At 30.1% G+C, this 4,095-nt stretch carries 1 protein-coding gene and 2 pseudogenes; all 3 read left to right on the forward strand.

From position 1 onward, the window contains the following. The coding region (locus tag U880_RS11330; RefSeq protein ID WP_038359086.1) for a BTA121 domain-containing protein surface lipoprotein at nucleotides 1-1,732 on the forward strand (1,732 nt) is incomplete at its 5' end. Between the two features lie 833 nt (nucleotides 1,733-2,565). Further along, a pseudogene (locus U880_RS11335) lies at nucleotides 2,566-2,709 on the forward strand (variable large family protein); the annotation flags it as partial. A 256-nt stretch (nucleotides 2,710-2,965) separates the two neighbouring features. Continuing rightward, nucleotides 2,966-3,827 (forward strand): annotated as a pseudogene (locus tag U880_RS10010) (variable large family protein). The last annotated feature ends 268 nt before the right edge of the window (nucleotides 3,828-4,095 follow it).

Below are 4,095 nucleotides of genomic sequence, written 5' to 3' on the forward strand. Positions count from 1 at the left end.
TTATCTTGAAAAATGTATAACAAGAGCTAATCCAGATGACTCGAATGACCATGAAATTACAACTCAAATGACGAGAAACTATGACCTATTGATGCTGGATGCTAATAATGATATTAGTAAATTCAAGCTGGTTTTGTTAGGTATTGTAGAAACGTTAAAGGCAAAGAAGAAAGCAAAAAATGCTCTTAGAGAGTATACTAATCCAAGGAAAGATATTCTTGAACAAAGATTCAAAGATGCAGAAGCAGAGTATATGAGGTATTTGAAGGGCATTTGCAATACTTTATATTTTAATGAAATGTATAATAATTTGTTAAGAAAAACAGACAATTCATCCCAATTTAAATCTATTTTAGAATCTATTCACTTTTATGGTTTTAGTTATCATAATTTTGTAATTATTATGGGACAATTAGATAAAGATGAACAAAATGCTTTAATTTTTCTTGAATATGCCATAATAAATCCTAGTTTTGATGATCCAAATGACCATGAGATTATAATTAGTGCAAAACGAAATTATAGTTTCCTTACGCTATACGAGGATGATATTAGTAAACTCAAGCTAGTTTTGTCAGGCATTGTAAGAACATTAAAGGAAAAAAAATTAGCAGAGGATGCTCTTCAAAAGTATACTAGGATAGAGAAAGATGTTCTTGAACAAAGGTTCCAAGTTATAAAAACAAAGTATATGAAGCATTTAAAAAATATTTGTAATATTTCTTCTATTGATGAAATGAAAAGTAATTTATTAAACAATGCGGATCATTCATTACAATTTAGAAATATTGTAGAGTCTATAAATTATCATATCAGTATTGAAGAACGGTTAAATATTGATGAGAAAAATGCTTTGGCTTTTCTTGAAAGTGTTATAACAATATTTAATCAAAGTAATCTTGAGTTTGTGACCCATACAAAATATAACTTTTATATTTTTATATTACAGATAGGAAATATTGATAGACTTAAAGCAATTTTGTTAGGGATTGTAAAAATGTTAAATGCGACAATAGAAATAGAGAAAGTTTTGGAGAATTATTCTGGAGCAAATAAAGAGCAATTTATACAAAGATTACAAAAGGAAAATACAAATTATATAAAACTCTTAAAAAGAGTTTGTAATACTTACTCTTTTGTTAAAATGTACAGTGATTTGTTAAATAGAGCAGACGATGTGTTGCAATTTATAAGTATTGATATTGATTTGAAATATTATACAAAACTTATAATGAAATATAATCATGTTTCTGCTTTGCAGATTTTTACTGATAGGGCAAGAATGGCAGTTACTGAATTACTTTATAAATTTAGTCTATCTGATGAACATAAGGAAACAGCTATGTATTTGAGAAAGGCATTAGTAGATACTGCTAAAACATATACTAATGATACGTTTTATGATCTATTGTCTAAATTAAATGTTGATAGAGTTAAAGCAATTATGAACAATATGTTAGAGGGTCATCATTTAAGTTTGTTTTATAGGGCTAGTGGAATTATTAAGAATATCCAAGTGCCGGATGTAAAGCGTAGATTACAGGATAGGTTAGACATGGCAGAAAATAAGTACTTGGAATTATTGAAAAATTATAGCGATGTCAATTTTACTGTTGAGCAGATATATGCCAACCTTGTAGGTAATAAGAATGCAGGTTCTGATTTCCAAAGTATTAGTACTGAAGCAGAAGCAGAGATAGAAAGACTTGCTGAAGAAGGAGTGGCAAGATAAAGATTTTAATAAGAAAAAATAATGTTAATTTAAGGTTTAGAGAACGCAGCTAGATCAGTTGATAGTATAATAGTATATTTGCTGTTCATGGTGTGTCTAAACCATAATTATAGTTATGGCATGAAATAAGTATTTATCAGATTGAACATTATGAATTTAGTTTGTAAAAAGCTAGGTAGAGACGGTTAATTTACTTGGTTTTTGATTATAAGTGTGAAGATCTTACATTCTCTGCTACATTTTTGTATAAGTTTTTTGTGTAAAGAGGTGAGTATGAGTGGTGATGTTATTTTGACAATTTATAGTTGTTAGCGATATTGTCACAAGTGTTTTTGATAGGGTAAAAAGATTTTCTGAATTATATTATCTAACCTCATTTCACAATCTAAAAGATTCTAAGAGATAAAGAATCTAATCTTGATGAGTTAGAGCTTGACTATCTAAAGACACTAAAAGAACAATTTGATTTACTTGACGTAGAAAGGAAATTAGTAGCAATAAGAGATCAAATAAAAGCAGGTTATGATGCTGATATAGGTCAAATTAAAACAGTTTCTGTTAGTGTTGATACTTCAACAGAATTGAGCGGTAATACCTTGGATATATTGCTAAACTATTTACTGAAAACTCATGATTATAAGAACAAAAGTTAAGAATGCAGTGGCAAAATTTGAGGCAGTGAATGCCGTTATTATGGCTATTATTGTTATATTGAGTAAAAAAATATAAAATATTATTTAAATTTAAAGTAATTGTTATGAACGATAGAAGTAAAGATGTTTTTCTATTGTTCATAGTTTATAGTTAAAATGATAGAGATTTTGATTAAAAAGGATAGTAAAAATGTAACTGCATATGGTGCAGTAAATAAACTATTAGTAGAAGTAGAAGATATAATTAAAAAGACAGTAAAGAATGTACTTGAGAAAGCAAAGAAAAAAGTAAATGAAGCAAGAGCTTCAAAAGCAGTAGGGTAAAAGTAAGATTGAAATAGTAATATTTAAATATAGTTAAGATGATTAGGTATATCAATATTAGTAAAGAGAGCAATAAAGCTCGCTTTTTTATTTACAGTATTATATATGTTGTATAAATTATATTTATGGTGATGGTGGTGATGGGATGTAATAGTGAGGTGAAGGATCTAGAGAAAGTGTTTTTGAGTGAGATGGTAAATTTGAGATGGTAAATTTAGGTAAAGGATTTTTAGATGTATTTGTGAGTTTTGGCGATATGATTACAGGGACATTGGGGATCAAAGCGGAAACAAAGAAATCAGATATTGGAGCTTATTTTACTAAAGTTTCAGAGACAATGAAGGAAGTAAAAGTGAAATTGGGGAGGATTTTAGAAGAACATGGAAGTTATGAGAAAGTGAAAGGGAAGGTAGAGGAATTTATTGGGGAGATAAGTAAGATTGAGGAAGGAGCAAAAGAAGCATCAAAGGGTGCTACAACTGATACTATTATAGGAAATGCTGTTAAAGATCAGGAAGCTGCACCGGCAGATGCTGCGAGCGTCAATTCACTTGTTAAGGGTATTAAAACAATTGTTGAAGTAGTTTTGAAAAACGATGGGGGAAATGCAGAAGCTACTAAGACAGCAGGAGATGAACAAAAATCAATTGGTAAGTTGTTTAGTTCAAAAAAAAGGTGAGGATGGAACAGAGGCACAAGCAGCAGCGGTAAGTGCCTCAATAGGATCTGTAAGTGGAGCTGATATATTGCAAGCAATTGTTAAATCTGCTGATGTTTTTGGTGATGTTGGTATCGAGAATGCAAAGAATGCAGCAGAAATTGCGGCTGCTAAGAAGGCAGAACAAAAAGAACTTGGAGCTTCAGTTCGAAAAGATGCAGTAATAGCAGGAGGGATAGCGTTAAGAGGGATGGCAAAGAATGGTAAATTTGTTGTTAAGACAGGTGAAGATAAATCGGCTTTTGCTATTAATGGAGTAGTGGCAAGTGCAGTTAATAAAGTGTTGAGTACATTGACAGTAGCAATCAGGAATGCAGTGGATTTGGGATTGAAAGAGATTAATAAGGTATTGGGAGAGATTAAGCAAGGAGAAGGTTCTGAAAATAAAGTTAGTGAGTGAGTTATTATATATTGAATATAGTTAAAATTATTAGATAAGAATGCTGATAAAGAGAACAGTAATAAGGCTCTCTTTTTTTATTTTCTGTATTGATGTGTGTTGTATGAATGTTGTTCATATAAATCATTTTTTTTCTTTTAATCCTTAAAAGCAAAGCTAAAAATAATAATAAAAAACAAGGAGGCGAAGGAAAGGAATGAAAGAGAAGAAAGGAATAGGAAATATAGAAGAGTGTATAAGCGAGTATAGAGAGAAGGGAAGAGAGAAG

Source organism: Borrelia hispanica CRI (assembly GCF_000500065.1).
GTDB lineage: Bacteria > Spirochaetota > Spirochaetia > Borreliales > Borreliaceae > Borrelia > Borrelia hispanica.